Genomic DNA, 22472 nt, shown 5'->3' with positions numbered 1-22472 from the left:
GATCTCGGGGCGGAACGGGCCCGTCCGGGGACGTGGCAGGGGGCCCGGCCGGGACGGCGGCCGGGCCCCCTGCGGATCACGGGGTGCGATCACGGGATGGCGATCACGGGATGAGGATCACGGGCGGAAGCGCAGCACCTGCGGGTCGTGGTCGCTGTTCTGCGCCGCGAACTCGGCGTTGATGTGCACGCTGTCGTACGTGTACTTCTTGACCGCCGGGCTGGTCAGGATCTGGTCCAGCACCTGGGCGTTGCCCTGGTAGACGTACGAGTAGCGCTCCGCCTTCGGCAGCGACTGGATCGCCGGGTACAGCACCCCGCCGTCGCGCAGCGCGGTCGTGGTGCCCGAGAAGTCGAAGTCGTTGATGTCGCCGACCGCGAGGACCTTCGCGTCCTTCTGCGTGGCCAGCAGGCTCTTGACGAAGCCGTTCACGGCCTGCGCCTGGAGCAGCCGCTTGGTCTCCGAGGAGCGCGCCGGGGGCTGGTGGACCGAGGTCAGGCCCTCGTCGCCGCCCTTCGAGGCGAAGTGGTTGGCGATCACGAAGACCGTCTTGCCCTTGAAGACGAACTCGCCGGCGAGCGGCTTGCGGCTGTCGGTCCACGCCGGGTTCGCCGGGTCGATCCGGCCGGGGGAGTGGGTCAGGGCCGCCTGGCCCTTGTCGCCCGTGGTCACGCCGGTCGCGGTGAAGGAGTCACCGGGGGCGCGGTCGGTGAAGGAGACGCGCAGCGGGTTGAAGAGGAAGACCTGGCGGATGTTGCCGCCGGGCTCGCCGCCGTCCTTGTTGTTCTCCGGGTTGATGTAGCGCCACTGGTACGCCGGACCGCCCGCGGCGGTGACGGCCGCGGTGAACTTCGTCAGCGTCTGGTCGGCGGAGACGGTGCCGTCGTTCTTGGCGCCGTTGTCGTCCTGGATCTCCTCCAGGGCCACGATGTCGGGCGAGGCGAGGTTCTCCACGACGGCCTTCGCCAGGTTGTCGAACTTCGTCTGCGGGTCGGTCGGGTCGAGGTTCTCGACGTTGTACGTCGCCACCGCCAGCTCGTCGGCCTCCTGGGCCTTGGTCTTCTCGGGGGCGAGGGTGCCCGCCTTGACCGTGCCGAGGGTGCGGGCCGCCAGGGTGTAGCCGCCGAACTGGTTGAAGTCCAGGGGGCCTTCGGTGGTGCCGGTCAGCTTGTCGCCGACGTTCGCCACGGGGAAGGGCTGGGTGGCGAGCGGGGCGAGCTGCTGGACCTGGATCCGGCCGGTGTTCTGGGACTCGTACGAACCGTAGAGCGTGCCGCCGCGCTTGACGGGGTTCTCCCAGCCCTTCACCGTGACCCACAGCTCCGCGTACGGGTCGGTGGCGCCGACCACGCGGGAGGTGCCGATCTTTACGTTCATGCCCTCCAGCGACTCGTAGTAGTCCAGGGCGTAGCGCGCGGGGTCCAGGGTCAGCCCGTTGATGCTGCCGGCCGCGGCCGGGTCGCCCGCCGGGGCGTACTCGGCCGGGACCGAGTACTCGTTGACCGAGACGGCCTCGGGGAGCGCGTTGCCGGAGGAGACCACGGTCACGACCGGCTTGGTGATCTGGGTGACCGACTGGTTGCCGGAGTTCGCGCCACCGGGGATGTACTCGCCGACCGTGCCCGAGACCGTCACCGCGTCGCCGACGGCGACGGTCGGCGCGGAGCCGGTGAAGACGAAGATGCCTTCGCTCGTCGCGTCGTTGTCGTCCGCGTCGGGGTCCTGGAACCAGAAGCCGCGCGAGCCGTAGGTGCGGACGCCCGTGACGATTCCGGCGACATCGGCGACCGGCTTGCCGTTCAGCGGCGATATGCGGGTGGTGCCCTGGATGTCGTGGATGTGTATCGCGTCGGCGGTCGCGGCGCCTTCGGCGGCATCGGCGGAGCCGGCGAGCAGACCGGTGGCCAGAGCGGTGGCCACGAGGGCCGCGACGGCGGCGGAACGGGGATGCGAGGAGCGCATGGGCAGGAACTCCGGTGTGTGGGTGGGTGGAGCGGAGCGGGCACGCGATCCGTTCGGGCTCCAGGGGGACGCCCTACAGGTCTGCGCACATATCTACGCGCGTCAATTTCCTTTGTGGCCAGCGACATTGTCAAGGCCTCCAGGGAATACGGCAGCTGACTGTGGGATGAACCAAAGGCGATGACCCGCGGGGAGCGGCCCCGATGCGTCTACGCTGGTGGGCGCTGTCACACAGTTCACGCGAGGAGAACCACCCCATGTCCGCTGAGGCGCACCCCACGTTGCCGCCGGTCCGGCTGCACTCCGAGGCGGAACTGGCGCGCGACGCCCTGGCCGCCCCGCTGTTCGCCCGCGCCGTGCGACTGGCCCGCTGGGCCACCCCCGGCACCCCGGTCGGCTCCGGCGGCGAACTCCTCGCCGACCGGCTGCCCGAGGCGGTGCGGCTGCTCGGCTTCGAGGACGACGCGGACGGGGCGGCGTACGCGAGCGAGGCCTGGCGGGTGGCCGTCGACACCGGTCTGGTGGAAGTGACCGACGTCGAGGACCTCGCGGAGGACGCAGCCGACGCGGCGCAGCCCCCCGCCGCGGAACTCGCCGAGGAATCCGGTGCCTTCGGGGTCGCCGGACCGGGCGAGGACCTGGCCCTGGTGACCGGCGGCGCGCCCGGCGACGTACTGGACCTGTGGCTCGCCGCGCTCGACGCGGTCCTCGCGGACGCGGCCGTGCCCGACCTCGACGACCTCGTCGAGGCCCTGGACGCGGGCGGCGAGATCGACTTCACCCGGCTCGACTGGAACCCGCAGCGCGAGGCCGACTTCCTCGACGGGGTGCTCGCCAACCTGTACCTGCTGACCGTCGCGGAGGGCGGCGCCGCCGACACCCCGGTGCCGCTGCCCGTCCTGGCCGCTTCGATGGTCGTGCCCGACGGGATGGCCGAGCCCACGAACGAGGTGCTGGAACAGGTCTCGGACGCGATGATGCGCCTGGACGACCAGTTCCGGCAGCTGGAGCCGATCGGGCTGGTCGAGTTCCGGCCGGTCGACGAGGAGCTGATGGCCGAAGCCGAAGCCGACGACGATGACGGGCTGCTCCCGGCGGCCGACGGCCTCGACGACGAGGACGTCTCCCGGTACGGCATGGTCCGGCTGACCCCGCTCGGCCTGTACGGGATCCGTGCCCGGATGCGCGAGGCCGGGGTCGAGGCGCCCGCCATCGGTGACCTCGCCGACAAGGGCGCGGACGCGCTGCTCGACGCGGTCTCCGGCTACCCCGAGGGCGCCGCGCAGGCCGAGATCGAGCAGTGGATCGAGGGCCGCGAACTGCCGGAGGCCGTCACCGAACTGCTCGCCGCCGCACGCGGCGGGGACGCGGGCGGGCCGCTGCGGCGGCTGCGCTGCCAGCAGGCCCTCGCCCCGGCCGGACCGGCCGCGGAACCCCTGATCAGGGCGGTCCTGGACGACGCCGAACTCGGCGGACTCGCCCGGGTCTGGCTCGCCGAGCACGGCGCGGCCGACATCCCCGCGCCCTCCGAGGCCATGGTGTTCTGGCTGACCGTCGACACGATCGCCGCCCAGCTCGGCGAGGAGGCGGAATCCGATGAACTGCCCGGACTGATGGCGAGCCTGACAGCTCATCACACCGGATTCTTTGACGCGGTGTGGCGGGTCGAGCACCCGTACACGGCGCAGGTGCTGGAGGCCATGGGACGGCTGCACCCGGACCGCAAGTCCGCGAAGGAGGCCCGCAAGGCCGCCTTCAAGGCCCGTTCGCGGCAGCCGTCCGGCGCGTAACGCGCCGCTCACGGGCCGGGAGCCCGACAATCGGTGGCGGACCGTCAGCCGCGGGCCCGGCGGCGGACACGCGGCGGGCGGGCAAGGGGACCACTCCCCCTGAGGGGGACCACTCCTCTTGAGGGGACCACTCCTCTTGAGGGGACCACTCCTCCTCACGGGGATGTCAGCCTCCGTTCACGTGGAGGCGGGACTCTGACCCCGCCGACCGCAGATCCGCGCCCGCTCCCCACCCAGGAGACCCGATGCCGCTCAGCCGCAGAGACTTCACCGCCCGCACCGTCCTCGCCGGAGCGGGTGTCGCGCTCACCGGGACGGTCGGCGCCCTCGCCACCGCCCCCGGCGCCCTCGCCGCCGACGACACGACCCGCCACGACGAGCACGGCCGCCCGGCGCAGCCCGGGTACGGCCCGCTCGTCCCGGACCCGGCCGGACTGCTCGCCCTCCCGGCCGGGTTCTCGTACCGCGTGATCACCCACAGCGGGGTCACCACGCTGGACTCCGGCGAGAGCACCCCGTCCAACCACGACGGGACGGCCGCCTTCGAGGGCCACCGCGGGGTCACCCTCCTGGTCAACAACCACGAGCTGAAGGGCGCGCGGGCCGCCTGGGCGCACCCCGTCCCGCTGGCCGAGGGCCTCGTCTACGACCCCGCCGCGGCCGGCGGCTGCACGGTCGTCGAGGTCCGGCGCGGCGGCGAGGTCGCCGAATGGGTCGGCATCGCCGGTACGTCGACCAACTGCGCGGGCGGGGCCACCCCCTGGGACACCTGGCTGACCTGTGAGGAGACCGAGGACCTGGCCGGCAAGAACGGGATGACCAAGGACCACGGCTACGTCTTCGAGGTCGACCCGAACGACCGCCGGGCCAACCGCGACCCGCGGCCGGTGAAAGCCTTCGGCCGGTACGCCCACGAGGCCGTGGTGATCGACCCGCACAGCGGCCACGCCTACCTGACCGAGGACGCCTCGAACCCCAACGGGCTGCTGTACCGCTGGACCCCGCCGCAGGGCTTCCGGCACGGGCGCGGCAAGCTGCGTACGCTCGCCCCCGACGCGGGTGTGCTGGCGGCGGCCAAGTGCTTCGACAAGGCCGGGCAGTTCGTGGACGACCTCTCCCGTGCCACCAAGGTCGGGACCGTCTACGGGGTCGACTGGGCGGAGGTCACCGACCGGGACGCGCGCACGCTGTCGGTGCGCAAGCAGTTCGCGGCGGGCGCGGTGACCCGGGCCCGCAAGCTGGAGGGCATGTGGTGGGCCGACGGGGGGACGTACTTCGTCTCCTCCTACGCCCGTGAGGAGAGCCCGGGCGCGGCGCACGACGGGCAGGTGTGGTTCTACGACCCGAAGCGGCGCACGATCCGGCTGATGGTGATCTTCGGCGTGAACGCCACCCCGTCGGCGGAGGGCGGCTTCGACGGCCCCGACAACATCACGGTCTCCCCGTACGGCGGTCTGATCATCGCGGAGGACGGCAGCGGGCTCCAGCACCTCTTCGGAGCCACGGAGGACGGGCGCACCTACCCGCTGGCGCGCAACGAGTTGAACAACGGGACCGCGGCGGAGCCCGACTACTCGGAATTCACCGGTGTCTGCTTCTCCCCGGACGGGCGGACCCTCTTCGCCAACATCCAGGAACCGGGCATCATGCTGGCCATCACCGGCCCGTGGCGGCGGGGGCGCTGACGCACGCCCGCCGGGACCGGGGGAGCGGCGGGGGCCTACAGGGCCGCGGAGCCGACTTCCTCGCGGCTGCCCGCGGCCCATTCGCCGAGGAGGAACTCATACGCCTCGGAAGGCCACTCGCTGTCCACCCCGGTCTCGACGAGGTGCCGTATCGCCTCGTTCGCCTCGGAGGCGGACGGGCGGGCGGGACCCGCGGTCGGGAGTGTCTTGTACATGGGGTCAAGGCTACGGGCGGGCACTGACAGCGACCTCCTGTTTAACTGCGGCCCGGGGTGGCCTGGGTCACCCCGGGCTCTCCGCGGGGGGCGGTCAGTCCCCGCCCACCTGCGTCAGAGCGCCTGAGCGGCGGGTTTGACCATGCCGCGCACTGTGCGGGACTTCACAAAATCTCCGATGGCCGTCATCTCCCATTCGCCGGAGAACTGCTTGATCAGCTTGGCCATCATCACGCCGGTCTGCGGTTCGGCGCCGGTGAGGTCGAAGCGGACCAGCTCCTCGCCGCTGGCCGCGTCGATGAGCCGGCAGTAGGCCTTGGCGACCTCGGTGAACTTCTGGCCCGAGAAGGAATTGACCGTGAAGACGAGGCCGGTGGCCTCGGCGGGGATGCGGCCGAGGTCCACGACGATGACCTCGTCGTCCCCGGCGCCCTCGCCGGTCAGATTGTCACCGGAGTGCTTGATGGCGCCGCCCAGGATCGACAGCTTGCCGAAGTAGCAGCTGTCGATGTGGTTGCGCTGCGGGCCGTAGGCGATGACCGAGGCGTCGAGGTCGATGTCCCGGCCGCCGTACGCGGGCTCCCAGCCGAGGCCCATCTTGACCTGGGAGAGCAGCGGGCGGCCGCCCTTGACCAGGGAGACGGTCTGGTTCTTCTGGAGGCTGACCCGGCCCTTGTCGAGGTTGATCTTCCCGGCGCCGGGGGCGGGCGGGGCCGCCGGGGCGACGGGCGGTGCCTGCGGCGGCGGGGGGAACGCGGCCGCGACGGGGGCGGGGGGCGGGGTGTGGACGGCGGCGGGGACGGGCGCGGGCGCCGCGGCCGCGGGCTCGTCGTCCACCGAGACGCCGAAGTCGGTGGCGATCCCGGCGAGTCCGTTCGCGTACCCCTGGCCGACGGCGCGGACCTTCCACACACCGCCGCGCAGGTAGACCTCGACGACGACCAGCGCGGTCTCGGTGCCCAGCCGCGGCGGGGTGAAGCTGGCGATCACCCTGCCGCCGTCGGCGTCGCGCACGGTGGCGGTGGGCTCGACGCCCTGGAAGCTCTGCCCGGCGGCGTCGGGGCTGGCCGTCACCACGATGCGCTCGATGCCGGGCGGGACCGCGGAGGTGTCCACGGTGATCGAGTCCGGCGCCGCACCGCCACCGGACCGGTAGCTGACACCGGGGCCGGCGGGCTGGTTGTAGAAGATGAAGTCGGCGTCGGAGCGCACCTTGCCGTCCGCGGCGAGCAGGAGCCCGGATACATCCAGCCGTACCGGAGCAGCCACATCCACCGTCACGCGGACGGCATTGAGCGGCAGGTTCGAACCAGGGGTCATAGCGGTCATGCCCGGAGAACGACCGAAGGCCCTTTGCCGTTCCCTTACCCGCGGGTCCGTCGCCCGAGTGCCGGGCGAGTGCCGGGCCGAGGGGCGGTGGGCTGCCGTCTACCGCCGGTTGCGGGGGTGGTTCTTCGCCATCCGCTCGTTGCCGAACTTGTAGGCGCCGGTCCAGCGGGCCATGACCAGCTGGGCGTCCCCCGACCCCACCTCGGCCAGGAACTTCTCCGCCCGGGCGCCGCGCAGGGTGCTCGCCTCGCGGCCCTGGTGGGTGATGACGACACTGCCGTCGCGGCGCTGCTCGTACGTGAATCCGTGGGGTCTCGGCATGGCGGCAGCCTGCCCCGCGCCGCGCGGGGCGGGCAACCGCATTTCTCCGTCGGAGCCGGTGGAGGCGCCCGTCAGGCGGCGGGTCCGCCGGTCACCAGGCGGGGCAGTCCCAGCGGGTTGGCCTCGCGCAGCTCCGGCGGCAGCAGCGGGTCCGGCACCGACTGGTAGGCCACCGGGCGCAGCCACCGCTCGATCGCCGTCCCGCCGACGGAGGTGGAGTGCGAGGTCGCGGCCGGGTAGGGGCCGCCGTGGTGCTGGGCCGGGGCCACGGCGACACCGGTCGGCCAGCCGTTCACCACGACCCGCCCGGCCAGCCGCGTGACCTGCCCGATCAGCTCCGCCGCGCCGGTGGGGTCCGGGCCCGCGCACTCCGCCGCCGACAGCTGGAGGGTGGCGGTGAGGTTGCCGGGGAGCAGGTCCAGTACGTCGGCGGCCTCGCCCTGGTCGGCGTACCGCACGACGACGGTGACCGGGCCGAAGCACTCCTCCAGCAGCGCCCCGTACGTCCGCGGCCCGTCCAGCAGGCCGCGCGCGGCGATGGTCAGGTAGCCCGCGCCGACCGTGTGCGCGCCGCCGGAGCCGGGCCTGACCGGGGCGCCGACTCCGGGCAGCACGGCCCGCTCGCCGACCCCCGTGATGAAGTTCTCCCGCATCCGGTGGTCGAGCAGCACCCCCGGCCCGCTCTCCCCGAGGGCCTTGGTGAGCGCGCCGGTGAGCCGGTCGCCGTCCGCTCCTTCGGGTACGAGCACCAGCCCGGGCTTGACGCAGAACTGGCCGACGCCGAGCGTGACCGAGCCGGCCAGCCCCGCGCCGATCTCCTCGGCGCGCTCGGCCGCGGCGGCGGGCGTGACCACGACGGGGTTGAGGGAGCCGAGTTCGCCGTGGAAGGGAATGGGGACGGGCCGGGCGGCGGCCGCGTCGAACAGCGCCCGGCCGCCCCGGATGGAACCGGTGAACCCGGCCGCCGTGACGAGCGGGTGACGGATCAGCTCCAGGCCGGCGTCGAAGCCGTGGACGACGCTCACGACGTCCGCCGGCAGCCCGGATTCCGCCGCGGCCCGGCGCAGCAGCGAGGCGCACAGCTCGGAGGTGGCCGGGTGGTCGGGGTGGGCCTTGACCACGACGGGGCAGCCCGCGCCGAGCGCGCTGGCGGTGTCGCCGCCCGGCACGGAGAAGGCGAGCGGGAAGTTGGAGGCGGCGTAGACCGCGACCACGCCGAGCGGCACCTTGTAGCGGCGCAGTTCGGGCCGGGGCGGGGTGAGCGCGGGGTCGGCGCGGTCGATCCGGACGTCGAGGTACGCGCCGTCCGCGACGGCGTCGGCGACCGCGCGCAGCTGGTAGGTCGTACGGGCCAGCTCGCCGGTGAGGCGGCCCGGGCCCAGCGCCGTCTCGGCGTCGGCGGTCTCGACGACCCGCGCGGCCGAGCCGTCCAGTAGGTCGGCGGCGGCGCGCAGGAAGGCGATGCGGGTGGTGCGGTCGGCGAGCGCGCCGCGGGCCGCGTGGGCCGCCCGTACGGCCCGGTCCACCTCACGGGCCGTGGCCTCGGCCGCGACCTGCTCGCGCTGCTTCCCGGTACGGGGGTCCACACTCCAGACTGGGGTTCCTGTCATGGCGCACTTCCTCCTGGGTCTGGAGATGAATCGTTCAGTATTCTGAACGCCGTTCCGATGGATGAATGATCACATCCGTCGTGGACTCTATTTCCGTGTCTTCGGGGTTGACAAGGCAAAGGGGCGAGAACGCGCATGACGACAGCCGAGTCGGAGGCTTCAGAGGTCTCAGGGGTCTCAGGGGTTACGGCGGTGGGCGCGCCGGTGAAGTCCGCGGTGCGGACCGTGCAGTTGCTGGAGCACTTCGCGGCGCGGCCCGGACTGCACAGCCTGGCGGACATCCAGCACGACCTCGGACTGCCCAAATCCAGCCTCTACATGCTGCTGCGCACGCTCGTGGGACTGGGCTGGGTGGAGACGGACGCGCAGGGGACCCGGTACGGGATCGGCGTACGGGCGCTGCTCGTCGGCAGTTCGTACATCGACGGGGACGAGGTGGTCGCGGCGGCCCGGCCCACCCTGGACCGGCTCTCGGACGGGACCACCGAGACCATCCACCTGGCCCGGCTCGACGGCACGAGCGTGGTCTACCTGGCCACCCGCCAGTCGCAGCACTACCTCCGGCCCTTCACCCGGGTCGGGCGGCGGCTGCCCGTGCACTCGACCGCGCTCGGCAAGGCGCTGCTGGCCACGCACACGGACGAGGAGGTGCGCCGGCTGCTGCCGGAGCGGCTGGAGGCGGTCACGCAGCACACGATCACGGACCGGGAGGTGCTGATCGAGGAGCTGGCGCTGGTGCGCGAACAGGGGTACGCGGTGGACCGCGAGGAGAACACGCTGGGGCTGCGCTGCTTCGGGGTGGCGGTGCCGTACCGCACTCCGGCGCGGGACGCGGTGAGCTGCTCGGTGCCGGTGGCGCGGCTGACGGCGGGGCACGAGCGGCTGATCAAGGAGGCGCTGTTCGAGGCGCGGGACCGGCTGACGGTCGTGACGCGCCGGATGTGACGGGCCGGATGTGACGGCTCTGCCGGGGGGGGTCTCCCCCGGGCGGGGGAGGCGGATCACCTTCGCGGGGGAGGTGCTGGGGCGGCGGAGGCGGGACCGTTGACCCATGAACACGCGAGCGGTGGAGACGGCGCGGTCGTCGGCAGCGCGCGAGCCCTTCCTCGATGCGTGGGTGTTCGTCCAAGTACTCGCCCTCGCCGGACTGTTCGTCCCCTCCGCGCGTCAGCGCCGGGGGCACCGGTGGCAGGGCGTGCCGGGCCGGCGGTTCCCGTCATCCACGGGGGTGGTGGCGGGAGCCGCGGCGGTGGCGGGACCGGCGGTGGGCGCGACGTACCGGGACCACGGTCGGCATGTACCTGACCTACGCTGGCCAGATGATCACCGGATTGCTGGCGGCCGCCGTGCTCACGAGGTTCCTCGCCGCGCGCCGCGCGGACCGGCCACGGAGCGGGTGAACGGGATGGGGCGGACCGGGGTGGGGCGGAGCGGGACGGGGCTGCGCGGGACGCGGTTGGGCAGGGCGGGGCTGAGCAGGGCCGGTCTCAGCAGGCTCGGTCTCAGCAGGGCCGGGCTGGCGACGGCCGGGTTGCGCTGGGTGCACCTGGTGCTCGGCGGGGCGCTGCTGATGCCGTACTTCCTCCTGGCCCAGGTGGTGGTGGGGGTGGTCGCGGGCGGGGTCAATGCCCTCGCCTCGTTCCCGCTGACGCTCATCGCCTATGCGGCGGCGCTGCCGCTGGTGGCCGTCACCGCGGTGTTTCCCCTGGTCAGGCCGATGTCGGTGGTCGTGGTCCGGGCCTTGTGCGGGGTGCCGGGGGAGCGGCTGGCGCAGGGGCCCGGCCGGTCCTGGGCGGCGCGGGGCCGGACCGCGGCGTGGTGGACCCTGCACCTGGGGACCGGCGCGGTCGTGAGCGGGATGACCCTGGCGGTGCCGCCGATGGGGGTGGTGCTGCTCCTCCTGCCGTTCGTGGGGGCGCTGCGGAACAGCCGGTCGGGGCTCGACTGGTTCAGCACCTCGGCCGGGCCCTACCTCGCTCCCCTGCTCGGGGCCGGGCTGCTCGGCGGGCTGGCGCTCTGCGCGGCGGGGGCGGGGGCGCTGCTGGCCCGGCTGGCGCCCGTACTGCTCGGGCCGACCCCGGCGGACCGGCTGGCCGCCGCCGAGGAGCGGGCCGCCGACCTGGCGGTGCGCAACCGGCTGGCCCGGGAGCTGCACGACGCGGTGGGGCACGCGCTGAGCGCCGTCACCCTCCAGGCGGGGGCGGCCCGGCGGGTGCTGGACACGGATCCGGAGTTCGTCCGGGAGGCGCTGGCCGCGATCGAGGACACCACGCGGCGCACGGTCGGCGAGCTGGACGCGGTCCTGGGCCTGCTGCGGGAAGGGGACGGGGTGGACGGGGCGGGTCGGCCGGGCGCTGCGCCCGCGCCGACCCTGGCCGCCGACCTGGACGGGCTGCTGGCCCGCAGCCGGGCCGGGGGCGTCCGGATCACGGCCCGGCAGGATCCGGGACCCGTCGGCGACTGGGGGCAACTGCCCGCGATCGTGTCCCGGGAGGCGTACCGGATCGTCCAGGAGGGCCTGAGCAACGCGATGCGGCACGGCGCGGGCCCCGTCGACCTGCGGATCCTCGTACGGGACGGCGGCAAGAGCAACGACCACGGCGACCACGGCGGACATCGGGAACTGGAGTTGATCATGAGTAATCCCCCGGGCACGGGCACGGGCACGGCCGAAGGGCGGGAGTCCCGCGGCGGCGGGGGCCGCGGGCTGCGCGGGGCCGCCGAGCGGGCCGCCCTGCTCGGCGGCCGGGTGGAGGCGGGGGAGCAGGGCGGGCACTGGCGGCTGCGCGCCGTCCTCCCGCTGGGCGGGGGCGCCCGGTGAGCGGGCCGCCGCTGCGCATCGTGATCGCCGACGACGAGCGGATGGTCCGTACCGCCCTGCGGGTCATCCTCGACGCCGAGCCGGACATGGAGGTGGTCGGCGAGGCGGCCTCCGGCGCCGAGGCGGTCTCCCTGGTCCGGTCCGTGGCTCCCGACGTGGTCCTCATGGACGTCCGGATGCCGGAGACCGACGGGATCCGGGCCACCGGGCAGATCCTCGCCACCATGGCGGAGCCGCCCCGGATCGTGGTGGTCACCACCTTCGAGAACGACTCGTATGTGTACGACGCCCTGCGCGCGGGCGCCGCCGGGTTCCTCCTCAAGCGCGCCCACCCGGAGGAGCTGACCGGCGCGGTCCGGCTGGTCGCCCGCGGCGATTCGCTGCTCTTCCCGGCGGCGGTGCGTTCGCTGGCCGCCGCCCACGGCACGGGGCGGTCCTCCGCCCCGGCCTGGGCGGCCCGGCTGACCGAGCGGGAGGCCGACGTACTGGGGCTGATGGCGACCGGGCTGTCGAACCACGAGATCAGCGAGCGGCTCGGGGTCGGCCCGCAGACGGTGAAGACCCACGTGGCGGCGGTCCTGGCCAAGACCGGCTCCCGCGACCGGACCCAGGCGGTCATCGCCGCCTACGAAGGGGGCTTCCGTATGAAGAAAAGCTGAGAACCCCGCCACAATCGGGGCAGAGTGGAACGCCCGGGACCGCTGGCGCGTCTTTCCCGGAGATGAACAAGACGATCAGGCGCGCGTCGGTCTTCTGTCTGCTTCTGGTGCTTGCCCTGCTGGTGCGGGTGACCTGGGTGCAGGCGTACCAAGGCCAGGCCCTCGCAGACGACACGCACAACCAGCGGAACATCATCGGGCAGTACGCGAACCCGCTGGGCAACATCATCGTGGGCGGAGAGGCGATCACCGGCTCGACGAAGACCGAGGGGAGCAAGACCTACGCCTACAAGCGGACCTACACCGACGGCCCGCTGTACGCGCCGATCACCGGACACACCTCACAGGCGTACACCTCCACGATGCTGGAGGGGATCTACAAGAACATCCTGAACGGTTCGGACAACCGGCTGAAGTCGTTCATGGACGTCCTCACGAACAAGCGGGCCGACCCGGGCAACGTCCTGACGACGATCGACAAGGACGTCCAGAAGGCCGGGTACGACGCGCTCCAGGGCAAGCAGGGCGCCGCCGTCGCGATCGACCCGGTCTCCGGCGAGATCCTCGGCATCGTGAACAACCCGTCCTACGACCCGGGCAGCATCACGGGCAACACCAAGGCGGACGAGGCGGCCTGGGTGAAGCTCTCCGAGAACCAGGGCGCGCCCATGCTGAACACCGCGCTGCGCAAGCCGCAGGCCCCCGGGTCCACCTTCAAGCTGGTCACCCTGGCGGCGGCGCTGGAGAACGGGCTGTTCAGCTCGATCGACACGCCCACCGGGATCCCGGACCCGTACACGATCCCCGGCACCACGACCGTGCTGAAGAGCGAGGTCTCGACGCCCGGCTGCAACAACGTGACCCTGCGCGACGGTCTCAAGAAGTCCTGCAACAACGTCTTCGCGGAGCTGGCCCACCGGCTCGGCCAGGACAAGATGCGCGCCATGGCGGAGAAGCTCGGCTTCAACGCGGACGCCAAGATCCCGATCGGGACCACTCCGACGAGCAAGTACCCGTCGAAGAAGATGTCCAAGGACCAGGTGGCCCAGACGGGCATCGGCCAGTTCGACGTCCAGGCCACCCCGCTCCAGATGGCGATGGTGACGGCGGCGATCGAGAACGGCGGCAAGCTCGTCGCCCCGCACGTGGTCTCCGAGGTCACCGACTCCAGCGGCAATGTCCTGGAGAGCTTCAAGGACCCGAAGTCCCAGCAGGTCATGAGCGAGAAGACGGCCTCGATGATCCGCGACGCGATGCGGACGGTGGTCTCCGAGGGCGGCGGCAGGCCCGCGCAGGTCTCCGGAGCCGAGGTCGGCGGCAAGACCGGCACCGCCCAGCGCGGTGTCAACAACAGCCTCAATCCGCTCGCCTGGTTCACCTCGTACGGCAAGACGAACGGCAAGCAGATCGTGGTGGCCGTGGTCATCGAGAACTCGGACACGGACCGGTCCGAGATCGGCGGCGGGAAGCTGGCCGCGCCCGTGGCCCAGAAGATGATGGACGCGTGGCTCAAGAAGTAGCCTCAAGAAGTAGCCGACGTACGCAAGTACGAACGCGCCGGGAACCCGCGAGGTCCCCGGCGCGTTCTCTTTCCCATGATCAGGACCGCACTCCCCGCCGATCTCGACGCGATCGCCGCCCTGCACACCCGCGCCCGCGCCACCTACTACCGGGGCCGGATCCCCGAGGACGCCTACGCGGGCGAGGGCGAGCTGGCCCGTACCCGCGAGGGCTGGTCGCGCGCCGTCGCCCGCGGCGACGGGACGGCCGGCGGGGTGCTCTGCGCGGAACAGGACGGTGAGCTGACCGGCGTCGCCGCCTTCCGGACCGAGGCCGGTGAGACCACGCTCACCCAGCTGCACGTGGACCCCGCCCACTGGCGGCGCGGCACCGGCGCCGCCCTGCACGCCGCCTGCCTCGACCGCTGGCGCCGGGCGGGCGTGCCCCGGGTCCGGCTGGAGGTCTACGAGCACAACCTGCGCGCCCAGGCCTTCTACGCCGCCCACGGCTGGCGCTCCGACCCGGACGCCCCGCACGCGGGCTCCCACCACACGCTCTGGCTGACGGTCGGGGAATGAGGGCCGCGGGGGAATGAGGGCCGGGGGGTGGGTGTTGTGCTCGCTGGGACGGCGGAGGGGACCCCTCCGCGCCCCGAGAGCCCACCCCGGACCCGGAGAGAAGAAGGATCATGCGCGTCGAGATCTGGAGCGACATCGCCTGCCCCTGGTGCTACATAGGCAAGGCCCGTTTCGAGAAGGGGCTGGCCGCCTTCGCGCACCGCGACGAGGTCGAGGTGGTCTTCCGCTCCTTCGAACTCGACCCGAACAGCCCCAAGGGCAGTGTCGCGCCGGTCGTGGAGATGCTGGCCAAGAAGTACGGCCGCACCGTCGAGGAGGCGCGCGGCATGGAGGAGCACGTCGCGGCGAGCGCCCGCGCCGAGGGGCTGACGTACCGCACCGAGGGCCGTGACCACGGCAACACCTTCGACATCCACCGCCTCCTGCACCTGGCCGCCGCCCGTGGCCGCCAGGAGGAGCTGCTGGACCTCGCCTACCGGGCGAACTTCGCCGAGGAGCGGTCCGTCTTCGACTCCGCGACCCTCCTCGTCCTCGCCGTCGAGGCCGGTCTGGACGAAGCGGAGGCGGCCGCGGTGCTCGCCGATGCCACCGCCTACGCCGACGCGGTGCGCGCGGATGAGCGCGAGGCGGCCGAACTGGGCGCGAACGCGGTGCCGTTCTTCGTCCTGGACCGCCGCTTCGGGGTCTCCGGCGGGCAGCCGGCCGAGGTGTTCACCCAGGCGCTGGAGCAGGCGTGGGCCGGCCGCGAGAGCGTCCCGACCTCGCCCGACGCGGAAGTCTGCGAACCGGACGGCGCGTGCGCCGTGCCCGGCCAGGCCTGATTACCCCTCCGCCGGGCCGCCCGTCCGGGCGAACCGGCCATGGACGGTGGGCTGTTGCTGCAGCAGAGTGGGATCCATGGATCATCGCGATGCCGAAGCGACCGCTGCCGATGTGCACTCCGACGACGTGAACCTGGCCGAGGCGGTCCGGGCCGAATTCGGGCACACCACCGCCTACCTGAACACCGCCACCTGCGGCGTCCTCCCGCGGGCGGCGGTGGCGGCCGTGCACGCCATGGCCGACGCGGCCGGGGCGGGGCTTCCCGAGGGGTTCGGGGACCTCGCGGTCGTCGGCCGGGTGCGCGAGGGCTTCGCGCGCCTGGCCGGGGTCGCGCCGTCGCGGGTGGCCATCGGTTCGGCGGTGGCCACCCATGTCGGGCTGATCGCCGCCGCGCTGCCCGCCGGGTCCGAAGTCCTGTGCGTCGAGGGCGACTTCGCCTCCGTCATGAATCCCTTCGTGGCGTGGGGCGACCTCAAGACGCGGTTCGTCCCCCTGGAGTCGGTCGCCGGAGCCGTCCGTGAGCGGACGGCCCTGGTCGCGCTGAGCGCCGTACAGTCCGCGGACGGGCGGGTGGCCGACCTCGCGGCGATCCGCGAGGCGAGCGCCGGGTACGGGGCGCGGATGCTGGTGGACGCGACGCAGGCGGTCGGCTGGCTGCCGTTCGACGCGGCGCCCTACGACTACACCGTGACCGCCGGTTTCAAGTGGCTGCTGGCCTCGCGCGGGGTCTCGTACCTGACCGTCTCCGAGGAGGCGCAGGAGGGCCTGGTACCGCTGCACGCCGGGTGGATGGCGGCCGGACCGGGGCGGGACCCCTTCTACGGGCCGATGGCCGAACCGGCCCGTGACGCGCGCCGGTTCGACGAATCCCCGGCCTTCCTCGCCTACCACGCGGCCGAGCCGTCGCTGGCCCTGCTGGAGCGGGTCGGCATCGCGGCGGTGCACGCCCACGACACGGCGCTGGCCGACCGGTTCCGGGCCGGGCTCGCGACCCTCGGCCACGAGCCCGTCCCGGGCCGCGCCCCGATCGTCGCGGTCCCGGGCCTGGCCGACCGCCAGCCGGCCCTGCTGGCGGCGGGCATCCCGACGGCGGCCCGCGCGGGCGCCCTGCGCGCCTCCTTCCACCTGTACAACACGGAGGCGGAGGTGGACCGGGCGCTCGACGCGCTGTCCTAGACGTCGGACGTCTAGACGGAAGCGGTCTCCCAGGCCGCGGTGGCCGCGTCCAGGGCGGGGGCCGACGGGACGGACAGGGCCGTGGCCAGGGCCGTCAGCGAGGCGTGCACCACGGGGAGCGCGGCCGCCGGGCCGAAGTGGTTGACCCGGATCATCTCCTGGGCCAGCGCGCCGCCGCCCGCGGCCAGCGGCGCCGAGGGGTCGGCGCCGAGGGCCTTCGCGACCACCAGCGAGGCCTCGGCCACCCGCAGGGTGGTGGCCACCGGCGCCGCGTCCGCCGCGTCGATGACGTACGGCGCCACGCCCAGCGCCGCCGCGCCCGCCCGGGTCGCCGCCGCGGCCGCCGCGTGGCGGGCCATCAGGGCCGCCGGGCCCTCCTCGGCGATCCGGGCCAGGCAGGCCTCCAGCGCGAGCATCTCCAGCTGGGCGGGGGCGTGCAGCAGCGTCGTGCGCCCGCCGTCGATCCAGCGCTCCTTCCAGTCCAGGAGGGAGAGGTACGAGCGGCGCGGCGCCGAAGGGTTGCCCGCGAAGCGGTCCCACGCGCGCTCCGAGACCGACACGGCCGACACCCCGGCCGGTCCGCCCATCGCCTTCTGCGCGCCGATCACGCACAGGTCCACGCCCCACGCGTCCGGCAGCAGCGGTTCCGCGCCCACGGAGGCCACCGCGTCGAGCATGAAGAGCGCGCCGTGCGCCCGCACGACCTCACCGATCTCCGCGACCGGGTTCGTGTTCCCGGTCGCCGCCTCCGCGTGCACCAGCGAGACGAAGTCGATCTCCGGGTGCGCGGCGAGGGCGCGCGCGACCTGCGCCGCGCTCACGGCGGTGTCGAAGGGCACGGTCAGGTCCACCACCGTCGCGCCGCAGTCCCGCAGCCAGTTGCCGAAGGTGGTCCCGTACGGCCCCGTCACGATGTTCAGCGCCGTCGAACCGGGCCGCGCGCCCGAGCGGATGCAGCCCTCCAGCGGGAGCAGCGCCTCGCCCTGGGTGATCACCACGTCCTGGCGGGTGGAGAGGAGTTCCGCGACCCCCCGTTCGATCGACGCGAAGCGCTCCGCGGTCAGCGGCGGCAGGTCAAGGAGGGGGTGGGGCACGGTGCTGGTCACGGTGGTGCTCTCTTCGTTCGAGGTTACGGGCAGAGCGTACCGAGCGGGTGGCTACAGTGCGGCCATGAGCGAAGTGCTGCACGTGAAGGGGCGGATTCTCGTCGGTCCGGACGAGGTCCGCGACGAGTTGTGGGTCATCGGTGGCCGGATCTCGTACGAGCCCCCGCGCGGCGCGCCGGGTACGGGGCCGGGCGCCGGGGCCGGGGGACACGAGGTGACCACCGTGAGCGGCTGGGTGCTGCCGGGCCTGGTCGACGCGCACTGTCACGTGGGACTGGACGCCCACGGTCCGGTCGACGACGCGACCAGCGAGAAGCAGGCGCTGACGGACCGGGAGGCGGGCACCCTGCTGATCCGGGACGCCGGTTCGCCCTCCGACACCCGGTGGATCGACGCGCGCGAGGACCTCCCGAAGGTGATCCGGGCCGGCCGTCACATCGCCCGCACCCGGCGCTACATCCGCAACTACGCCCATGAGATCGAGCCCGCAGACCTGGTCGAGTACGTCGGCCGCGAGGCCCGGCGCGGCGACGGCTGGGTGAAGCTGGTCGGCGACTGGATCGACCGCGAGGTGGGCGATCTGACGGCTTGCTGGCCGCGCGCCGAGGTCGAGGCGGCGATCGCCGAGGCGCACCGGCTCGGCGCCCGGGTCACCGCCCACTGCTTCGCCGAGGACTCGCTGCGCGACCTGGTCGAGGCGGGCATCGACTGCGTCGAGCACGCCACCGGCCTGACCGAGGACACCATTCCGCTCTTCGCCGAGCGCGGGGTCGCGATCGTGCCGACGCTGGTGAACATCGCGACGTTCCCGAAGCTGGCGACGGGCGGCGAGGCCAAGTTCCCCCGCTGGTCGGCCCACTTGCGGCGGCTGCACGAGCGGCGCTACGACACGGTGCGCTCGGCGTACGACGCGGGCGTCCCGGTCTACGTCGGTACGGACGCGGGCGGTTCGCTGCCCCACGGACTGGTCGCCGCGGAGGTCGCCGAGCTGGTGAAGGCCGGGATCCCGGCCTCGGCCGCGCTGTCGGCGACGGCGTGGGGAGCCCGCGCGTGGCTGGGCCGGCCCGGACTGGAGGAGGGCGCTCCGGCGGACCTGGTGGTCTACGGGGAGGACCCGCGGGCGGACGTGTCCGTGCTGGCGGACCCGCGCCGGGTGGTGCTGGCGGGCCGGATCCGCGGCTGAGCGCGCGTGGTTGACGGGGCGTGTTGACGGGGCGTGTTGACGGGGTGTGACGTTGCCCCGCGCCTGGTCGTTGAGTGTGGCTGAAACCCGTGGTCCCGTGTGTGCTCGCGGGGTTTCGGCACACTCCTGTGCCCACTGATTCGAATATGTGCGTGGAAACCACCCTTTGGGGTGAACTCACGCCAGGTCGTCACCCATTCACTCTCAGTGCGTAAAACTTCCGGGGTCCAGGCCGTCGGCGCGCGATGTCCCCCATTGGCGGCGCGACGGCTCCCACCTCCCTGGGGGTTCCACCACCTTGAACAGCAACACCTTCCGCATGCCCGCGGCCGCCCTGCTCGCCGCGGGCGCGGTCGCCCTGCTCACCGCACCCGCCGCCCACGCCACGGGCGGCTCCGGAGCCGGGAGCACGGGCAGCACGGGCGCCGTGGGCACGGCCGGCGCCGTCGTCCTGCGCGCCGGGCTCGACGTGGGCCTGCTCAACAAGACCGTCGACGTACCGCTGACCGCCACCCTCAACGAGGTCAGCGCTCCCGCCGACGCGGCGAAGACCGCCCTGACCGTCACCCTCGACGGGGTCGACCAGGGGAACCCGGTGAGCGTCCTGCGCGCCGACGTCGCCACCTCGAAGGCGACCGCGGACAAGACCGGGGCGCGGGCCGAGGCGAACCTCGCTCACGCCAGGGTCCACGTCCCCGGACTGCCCGCGCTCTCCCTGATCGAGGTGGAGAAGGTCACCTCGAAGGCCGTGTGCGAGCCGGGCAGGAAGCCGGTGGCCATGTCCAACGTGCTCGGCACGGTGACCGCGCTCGGCAAGAAGATCACCCTGTCCGCGGGCGGCCCGACCCGGGTCGCGGTCCCGGGCGTCGGCGAGGTCAGCCTGGAGCTGTCCGGTACGCAGACCACCTCCACCACCGCCGCGGCCGCCGCCCTGCGGCTCAAGGTGTCGGTGAACCCCGGCAACCTGAACGTCGCCCAGGTGACGGGCGAGGTGGTCCTGGCCGAGGCGCACTGCGAACGGGCGGGCGGCATCGCGCCCTCCCTCGCCCCGTCCACCGCGCCCTCGGCGCAGGCCCCCGCGAAGCCCGCCGTCGCGGACGTCAAGCCCCAGTCCGCCGGGACGGAGGCCAACCTGGCCGAGACCGGGGCCGGTTCGGTCACCCCGTACGTGGCGGGCGGCGCGCTGCTCCTGCTGGGGAGCGGCGTCGTCGCCCTCGTCGTGACCCGCAGCCGGGGCCGCGGCCGGATCCAGTAAAGCCCCCTGGCGGGGGGTACGGGCGGGGCTGGAGGGTTTCAGCCCCGCCGGCGATTGAGGCGCGGGGTCTGGGGCAGAGCCCCAGTCCCCCGAGGCCGCTCAGGCCGGGCCGCGGCACACCGGCTCAGGAGGACGTCAGCGTCAGCGCGTGGTCCAGGGCCTGCAGCAGCCGCCCCGTCGTCGCCCGGTCGCGCACGGCCAGCCGGAGCCAGGACCTGTCCAGCCCGGGGAAGGTGTCCCCGCGCCGGACGGCGAAGCCCAGGGCCCGCAGCCGGGCGCGGACCTCCGGCGCCCGCTCCACCCGGATCAGGACGAAGGGACCCGCCGCCACCCCCGCCACCGTGACCTCATCGAACTCGGCCAGCCCGGCCAGCAGATGGGCCCGGTCCACCTCGATCCGGCGCGCCGCCTCCGCCGCCTCCGCCAGCGCCGCCGGGGACACACACGCCTCGGCCGCCACGAGCGCCGGACTCGACACCGGCCACAGCGGCTGCGCGGCCGCCAGCGCCGCGATCACCGCGGGCTCGGCCAGCACGTAGCCGATCCGCAGCCCGGCCAGCCCCCACGTCTTGGTCAGGCTCCGCAGCACCACCAGCCCGGGCACGTCCACCCGCCCGGCCAGCGCTTCGCGTTCCCCCGGAACCGCGTCCATGAAGGCCTCGTCGACCACCAGCGTCCGCCCCGGCCGGGCCAGCGCCGCGATCGCCGCCGCCGGGTGCAGCACCGAGGTCGGGTTGGTGGGATTGCCGATGACCACGAGGTCCGCGTCCTCGGGGATCACCGCCGGGTCCAGCCGGAACCCGTCCTCGGGCCGCAGCAGCACCCGCTCCACCCGGTGCCCGGCATCGCGCAGGGCCGCCTCCGGCTCGGTGAACTGCGGGTGCACCACCACCGGCCGTACGGCGCCCAGCGCCCGCGCGATCAGTACGAACGCCTCCGCCGCCCCGGCCGTCAGCAGCACCCGCTCCACCGGCAGCCCGTGCCGCGCGGCCACCGCCGCCCGGGCCGCCCGCCCGTCCGGATAGGCCGAAAGGGTGTCCAGCGAGGCGGCGATCCGCTCCTTGAGCCAGGCCGGGGGCGTGTCGGACCGTACGTTGACGGCCAGGTCGACCAGCCGCCCCGGCGCGTCCAGCACCTCGGCGTCCCCGTGGTGGCGCAGGTCGTGCGCCTCCGCCCGGGCCACCGCGCAGGTGGCCGCCGCCGACTTCCGCTTGGGCACGAGCAGCTCGCCGCCCCCGGCCAGCGCCGCCGCCTCCGCCACCGAGGGGGTGCCGGCCGCCGCCCGGGCGGCCTCGCTCGGATGCGGGACCGCGATCCGCTCCAGCTCCTGGGGCCCGTATGTCAGCAGCGGTACGCCGAAACGTTCCGCGGCGCCCGAGATCCCGGCCTCGGCCGCCTTCGACTCCACCGTGGCCAGGGCCGTGACCGCGGCCACCGCCAGCCCGGCGTCCCGCAGCGTCTCCTCGACCAAGGCGCAGACCTCCGCCACCGAGACCCCCGAACGGCCGCCGACGCCGACGACCACCCGCTCGTACCCGCTGTAACCGCCCTGCTCGCCCACCCGGGGTCCTCGCTCCCTCGTCATCGTCAGCCGTCAACATCGTGTCGTCCGCCACCCCGCGCGCGAAGGTGCGCGCGGGCCCGGCAGTCGGTATTCAGGGGCCTATGGCCGTGATCGTGGCGTTGGGCGCGTTCCTGATGACGCTGGCGGGCGGATGGACGGCGCAACGCGTCACCGACCGCCGCCACCTCGTGCTGGGCCTCGCCGGCGGGCTGATGCTCGGCGTGGTGGGCCTGGACCTGCTGCCGGAGGCGATGCGGGCGGCCGGGCACGAGGTGTTCGGCGTCCCGCTGGCCCTGCTGCTCTTCGTGTCCGGGTTCCTCGTCGCGCACGTGGTGGAGCGGGTCCTGGCGGTCCGCCAGGCCTCGCACGGCGGCGAGAACGGCTCCGGGCACGGCGGCGAGAACGGCTCCGGGCACGGCTCCGGGAACGGTTCCGGGCACGGGGAGCACGGGGGCAGGGTCCCGCAGGTCGGGCTGACGGCCGCGGGCGCCATGGTCGGCCACAGCCTCGCCGACGGGGTGGCGCTGGGCGCCGCGTTCCAGGTCGGCGGCGGGATGGGGGTGGCCGTCGCGCTGGCCGTGATCACCCACGACTTCGCCGACGGCTTCAACACCTACACGCTCACCAGCCTGTACGGGAACGCCCGCCGCAAGGCCCTGATGATGCTCTTCGCGGACGCCGTGGCCCCCGTCGTCGGAGCGGCGTCCACCTTGCTGTTCACCCTTCCGGAGGAACCGCTCGGGGGATACCTCGGCTTCTTCGCCGGAGTCCTGCTCTACCTCGCGTCGGCCGAGATCCTGCCCGAGGCGCACCACCGGCACCCCGCCCTGTCCACACTGATGTGCACGGTGGGCGGGGTGGCGGGCATCTGGCTGGTCGTCGGCCTCGCGGACTGA

The 22472-nt window shown here is 73.6% G+C and carries 19 protein-coding genes; 12 read left to right on the top strand and 7 right to left on the bottom strand.

All coding sequences use genetic code 11. The features are described 5' to 3' along the window. Window positions 1-117: 117 nt before the first annotated feature. On the bottom strand, window positions 118-1962 hold the full coding sequence (locus tag OHS33_RS08585; protein WP_330329775.1) for an endonuclease/exonuclease/phosphatase family protein: 1845 nt from the start codon (window positions 1960-1962) through the stop codon (window positions 118-120). 257 nt (window positions 1963-2219) lie between these two features. Between OHS33_RS08585 and OHS33_RS08580 the strand changes: the two genes are divergently transcribed. Both OHS33_RS08580 and OHS33_RS08575 read left to right on the top strand, forming a co-directional pair. Next, entirely contained in the window at window positions 2220-3752 is a 1533-nt protein-coding gene (locus tag OHS33_RS08580) for a hypothetical protein (RefSeq protein ID WP_330329774.1), read from the top strand. A gap of 245 nt (window positions 3753-3997) precedes the next feature. Next, window positions 3998-5437 (top strand): alkaline phosphatase PhoX, encoded by a 1440-nt coding sequence (locus OHS33_RS08575; protein WP_330329773.1) that lies wholly within the window; start codon window positions 3998-4000, stop codon window positions 5435-5437. A 35-nt stretch (window positions 5438-5472) separates the two neighbouring features. Here OHS33_RS08575 and OHS33_RS08570 read toward each other — a convergent pair whose 3' ends face one another. The 4 genes from OHS33_RS08570 to OHS33_RS08555 form a co-directional block, all read right to left on the bottom strand. Continuing rightward, window positions 5473-5652, bottom strand: a complete 180-nt coding sequence (locus tag OHS33_RS08570; RefSeq protein WP_330329772.1) for a hypothetical protein — start codon at window positions 5650-5652, stop codon at window positions 5473-5475. A gap of 114 nt (window positions 5653-5766) precedes the next feature. Next, complete coding sequence (locus tag OHS33_RS08565; protein WP_330334964.1) at window positions 5767-6972, bottom strand: TerD family protein; 1206 nt, start codon at window positions 6970-6972, stop codon at window positions 5767-5769. Window positions 6973-7080: 108 nt separating this feature from the next. Beyond that, window positions 7081-7302, bottom strand: coding sequence for a hypothetical protein (locus OHS33_RS08560; protein WP_330329771.1), 222 nt, complete (start codon window positions 7300-7302; stop codon window positions 7081-7083). A 71-nt stretch (window positions 7303-7373) separates the two neighbouring features. Then, window positions 7374-8912 (bottom strand): aldehyde dehydrogenase (NADP(+)), encoded by a 1539-nt coding sequence (locus OHS33_RS08555; RefSeq protein ID WP_330329770.1) that lies wholly within the window; start codon window positions 8910-8912, stop codon window positions 7374-7376. A 135-nt stretch (window positions 8913-9047) separates the two neighbouring features. On the opposite strand from OHS33_RS08555, the gene OHS33_RS08550 reads away from it, so the two are divergent. The 7 genes from OHS33_RS08550 to OHS33_RS08520 all read left to right on the top strand — a co-directional run bounded on the left by OHS33_RS08550 (window position 9048) and on the right by OHS33_RS08520 (window position 16468). After that, window positions 9048-9857 carry an IclR family transcriptional regulator gene (locus OHS33_RS08550; protein ID WP_330329769.1) on the top strand — a complete coding sequence of 270 codons (810 nt, stop codon included), beginning with the start codon at window positions 9048-9050 and terminating at the stop codon, window positions 9855-9857. 625 nt (window positions 9858-10482) lie between these two features. Then, window positions 10483-11733, top strand: coding sequence for a sensor histidine kinase (locus OHS33_RS08545; RefSeq protein ID WP_330334963.1), 1251 nt, complete (start codon window positions 10483-10485; stop codon window positions 11731-11733). Further along, window positions 11730-12392: a response regulator transcription factor gene (locus OHS33_RS08540; protein WP_330329768.1), complete on the top strand. Its 663-nt coding sequence runs from the start codon at window positions 11730-11732 to the stop codon at window positions 12390-12392. Before OHS33_RS08545 ends, OHS33_RS08540 begins: the two co-directional genes overlap by 4 nt. Before the next feature lie 62 nt (window positions 12393-12454). Beyond that, window positions 12455-13912 carry a peptidoglycan D,D-transpeptidase FtsI family protein gene (locus OHS33_RS08535; protein ID WP_330329767.1) on the top strand — a complete coding sequence of 486 codons (1458 nt, stop codon included), beginning with the start codon at window positions 12455-12457 and terminating at the stop codon, window positions 13910-13912. 75 nt (window positions 13913-13987) lie between these two features. After that, the gene (locus OHS33_RS08530) at window positions 13988-14470 is read left to right on the top strand and encodes a GNAT family N-acetyltransferase (protein ID WP_330329766.1); all 483 of its coding nucleotides are present in this window, start codon (window positions 13988-13990) and stop codon (window positions 14468-14470) included. Window positions 14471-14580: 110 nt separating this feature from the next. Next, window positions 14581-15291 carry a DsbA family oxidoreductase gene (locus OHS33_RS08525; protein ID WP_330329765.1) on the top strand — a complete coding sequence of 237 codons (711 nt, stop codon included), beginning with the start codon at window positions 14581-14583 and terminating at the stop codon, window positions 15289-15291. Between the two features lie 76 nt (window positions 15292-15367). After that, on the top strand, window positions 15368-16468 hold the full coding sequence (locus tag OHS33_RS08520) for an aminotransferase class V-fold PLP-dependent enzyme (RefSeq protein WP_330329764.1): 1101 nt from the start codon (window positions 15368-15370) through the stop codon (window positions 16466-16468). Between the two features lie 11 nt (window positions 16469-16479). Here OHS33_RS08520 and OHS33_RS08515 read toward each other — a convergent pair whose 3' ends face one another. After that, window positions 16480-17562, bottom strand: a complete 1083-nt coding sequence (locus OHS33_RS08515; protein ID WP_330334962.1) for an aminotransferase class V-fold PLP-dependent enzyme — start codon at window positions 17560-17562, stop codon at window positions 16480-16482. A gap of 76 nt (window positions 17563-17638) precedes the next feature. Here OHS33_RS08515 and OHS33_RS08510 point away from each other — a divergent pair, with 76 nt between their 5' ends. Together OHS33_RS08510 and OHS33_RS08505 are read left to right on the top strand one after the other, a co-directional pair. Then, entirely contained in the window at window positions 17639-18757 is a 1119-nt protein-coding gene (locus OHS33_RS08510) for an amidohydrolase family protein (protein ID WP_330329763.1), read from the top strand. 298 nt (window positions 18758-19055) lie between these two features. Then, window positions 19056-20012: an SCO1860 family LAETG-anchored protein gene (locus OHS33_RS08505; protein WP_330329762.1), complete on the top strand. Its 957-nt coding sequence runs from the start codon at window positions 19056-19058 to the stop codon at window positions 20010-20012. A 124-nt stretch (window positions 20013-20136) separates the two neighbouring features. Here the strand turns inward: OHS33_RS08505 and cobC are convergent, their stop codons facing one another. Then, window positions 20137-21597, bottom strand: coding sequence for an Rv2231c family pyridoxal phosphate-dependent protein CobC (cobC, locus tag OHS33_RS08500; RefSeq protein WP_330329761.1), 1461 nt, complete (start codon window positions 21595-21597; stop codon window positions 20137-20139). A gap of 80 nt (window positions 21598-21677) precedes the next feature. Here cobC and OHS33_RS08495 point away from each other — a divergent pair, with 80 nt between their 5' ends. Then, a complete protein-coding gene (locus tag OHS33_RS08495) occupies window positions 21678-22472 on the top strand; it encodes a ZIP family metal transporter (protein WP_330329760.1) in 795 nt (264 codons plus the stop codon).

Source organism: Streptomyces sp. NBC_00536, assembly GCF_036346295.1.
GTDB lineage: Bacteria > Actinomycetota > Actinomycetes > Streptomycetales > Streptomycetaceae > Streptomyces.
This window is presented reverse-complemented; position numbering and strand designations above follow the sequence as displayed.